Raw genomic sequence first — 3,088 nt, forward strand, 5'->3', positions numbered from 1 at the left:
TGTCGGCGTACGAGCTGAAGTGCAGAGCCGCGTACAGATGAATGTGCAGAGCTGTTAGGGCCTGTCCCCGGCACGGGGCCGGAGAAGCTGCGAACGTGCGCGGATGTTAGCTTCGCTTCCCGTGATGGAGCACCAGGACGACACCAGGGCGGCCTACGACGGGGTCGTCGAGCTGTATGCGTCGCTGTTCGCTAATCGGTTGGAGACGCAGCCGTTCTCGCGGAACATGATCGGCACCTTTGCCGAGCTGGTGCGCGGGACGGGGAACCCGCGGGCAGCGGACGTCGGGTGCGGCCCGGGACATCTGACGGCCATGCTGCACGACCTGGGGCTGGACGCCTTCGGGCTCGACCTCTCTCCGGGCATGGTCGACCACGCCCGGCGGGCGCATCCTGCGCTGCGGTTCGACGAGGCGCGGATGGAGGACCTGCCGGTCGAGGACGGCGCGCTCGGCGGCGTGCTGGCCCACTACTCGATGATCCATACCCCGCCTGAAGAATTGCCTGCGCTGCTCGCCGAGCAGGTGCGTGTCCTTGCGCCGGGCGGCCTGCTGCTGGTCTCGTTCTTTGCGACCGACGGACCGGAGCCGGTCCGCTTCGACCACAAGGTAACGCCCGCCTATAGCTGGCCGGCGGACCGGTTCGCCGAGTTGCTGGCCGAGGCCGGGCTCACCACGTTCGCCCGGCTGCTCCACGACCCGGCCTCCGACCGGGGTTTCCTCGACGCCCACTTGCTGGCCCGCCGCCACTAGAGCGTGCCGCGTAGTCTTTGGGCGGCAGCGCTTAAGCGACTTCGGTCTCTCGCTCGATGGCCTTGAGGCGGTTCTTCAGGCGGTAGCTGGGGCCGTTGATGGAGATCACTTCGCAGTGGTGCAGGAGGCGGTCGAGGATGGCGGTGGCCAGGACCTCGTCGCCGAACACCTGTCCCCATTCACTGAAGGTCTTGTTTGAGGTCAGGATGATCGAGCCCTTCTCGTAGCGCTTCGAGATCACCTGGAAGACCAAGTTCGCCTCGGCTCGTTCCAGCGGCTGGTATCCGACTTCATCGACGACGAGGACGCTGGGCCGCAGGTAGGTGCCGAGCTTACTGGTCAGACGGCCGGCGGCCTCGGCGGCTTTGAGGTTGCGGACCATGTCGTCGAGGCTGGTGAAGTAGATCGAGTAGCCGGCCCGGCAGGCCGCGACCGCTAGGGCGACAGCGATATGCGTCTTGCCCACCCCGGGCGGCCCCAGCAGGGCGGCGTTCGCCTTGGCCTCGACGAACGACAGGCTGGCGAGGTCTTTGACCTTGCGCGGGTCGAGGTCGGGCTGGAAGGAGAAGTCGTACTCGTCCAGAGTCTTGTGGTGGGGCAGCCGGGACAGCCGCAGGCCCTGGCGGAAGCGGCGGTCGTCGCGGACGGCAATTTCCTCGGACAGCACCAGATCGAGGAAGTCGAGATAGCCCATCTTGCCCTCGTCAGCCCGCCGGATGTACTCGCTGATGGTCTCGGTCAGGTGGGGCAGGCCGAGCTTGCCGGCCGTGTTGCGGATGCGGGTGGAGACCAGCTCGCTCAAGACATTTCCCTCGTGCTCGGGTGGGTGGTGAAGGGACGGGTGCCGGTCAGTTCGTCATAGACCGACAGTGGACGGCGGCCGACCTCGATGCGGGTGGCGGCAGCCCGGTTCAGCAGGGCCTGCAGCGGTCCGGCCTCCTCGCCCAGAGGACGTTCGCGCCGGGGCTGGGGGACGTCGCCGGTGGTGGTGCGGCGGCCCTTGCCGGTGGGCAGGCCGTCCCAGTGGGTCTCCTCGACGACCCGGACGCCGCGGCCGACCGCCCGAGGGTGCATGGCCAGCAGCGTCTCGCCGCTGGCGTCCGCGGCGGTCGAGTGCACCATGATCTGTGACTTCGTGGCCCGGATCTCGACCAGCTGGCGGGGGCGGACTCGGCGGGCGGGCACCGAGTAGAGGTTGCCGCCGAAGGCGACCAGGCAGTCCTTGCCGACCGGCCGCAGATGCCGTTCGGCCACCAGATAGAGGGTGGGCGGCAGCGGCTTGAGAGCCGCGTGGTCACGGGCCGCCCGTTCGCCGATGACCTCCCGGTGCGTCTTGTGGATCTGGGCTCGCCGCTGCGGCACCCAGGCGGCGAAGGCCGCGTCCATCTCCTCGACGGAGGAGAAGGCCCGGCCGGACAGGACGTGGTCGCGGACGATGAGGACCTGGCGTTCGACGCGGCCTTTCCCGGTGGGCCGGTAGGCGGCCAGGACGTCGATGTCGAAGTCGTAGTGACCGGCGAAGCCGACCGCTTCCGGGTGCAGCGGGACCGCCTCGCCGGGGGCCACGTGGCGTCGGACGACGGTCTTGGTCCGGTCGTAGACGATCGTCATCGGGACCCCGCCGAAGTGAGCGAACGCGCGGCGGTGGCAGTCGAAGAAGGTCTGCAGGTCCTGGCTGGTGGTGAAGCAGCAGAACGGGTCGCGTGAGTACGACAGCGTCATGTGGAAGGAGTAGACCTTCGCGATGCCCATGTGGGCGAGGATCTTGCCTTCGTCACCCCAGTCCACCTGGGCCTGGGCGCCCGGGATGACCTCGAAGCGGCGGTGCATGCCCGCCAGCTCTTTCGGCGTGATGCCGAGTTCCTCGGCGATCCGGGGCCGGGCTTCCTGGACGTAGAGCTTGGTCCGCTGGTAGTTGCCGGTGAACCCGTACTCCGCGGCCAGCCGCTCGTGGATGACAGCGGCCTTCATCAGGATCTCCGCCCGCAGCATCGAGTCGACCAGCGGCGCGAACTCGTCGATCACCCTGGCCCGGGACCGGCCGTTCGGCGACCGGCGCGGAGGCGAGGCGGGTCCATCGGCTGACAGATACTTGCTGACCGTCCGCCAGTTCAGGCCGGTCTCCTTGGCGACCTCGGTCAGGCTCATGGCTCCGCATTCGACCAGGCCACGAAAACGCCGTAGTTCCAGCCAGCGCTGCGGATCCAGGACCACGGCCACCCCATCTCTGCGACCTCGACCAACAGGCAGCAGAGTGCCGAATCCCGAACCTCAGCACATCGGGAACTCTGCACGTTCATCCGTACGCGGCCATGCACGTTCACGTGTACGCCGACA

Annotated in this window: 3 protein-coding genes; 1 reads left to right on the forward strand and 2 read right to left on the reverse strand. The window is 68.1% G+C overall.

Annotation, left to right across the window (positions count from 1 at the left end):
* Positions 1 to 121 precede the first annotated feature (121 nt).
* On the forward strand, positions 122 to 751 hold the full coding sequence (locus ACFW01_RS38305; RefSeq protein ID WP_125495866.1) for a class I SAM-dependent methyltransferase: 630 nt from the start codon (positions 122 to 124) through the stop codon (positions 749 to 751).
* Between the two features lie 31 nt (positions 752 to 782).
* Here the strand turns inward: ACFW01_RS38305 and istB are convergent, their stop codons facing one another.
* On the reverse strand, positions 783 to 1,553 hold the full coding sequence (gene istB / locus ACFW01_RS38310) for an IS21-like element helper ATPase IstB (RefSeq protein ID WP_234961767.1): 771 nt from the start codon (positions 1,551 to 1,553) through the stop codon (positions 783 to 785).
* Positions 1,550 to 2,965, reverse strand: a complete 1,416-nt coding sequence (gene istA / locus ACFW01_RS38315; RefSeq protein WP_234961773.1) for an IS21 family transposase — start codon at positions 2,963 to 2,965, stop codon at positions 1,550 to 1,552. Before istA ends, istB begins: the two co-directional genes overlap by 4 nt.
* Between the last annotated feature and the right edge of the window lie 123 nt (positions 2,966 to 3,088).

The organism is Streptomyces sp. NPDC058985 (assembly GCF_042740985.1).
In the GTDB taxonomy this organism is placed as follows: Bacteria; Actinomycetota; Actinomycetes; order Streptomycetales; family Streptomycetaceae; genus Streptomyces.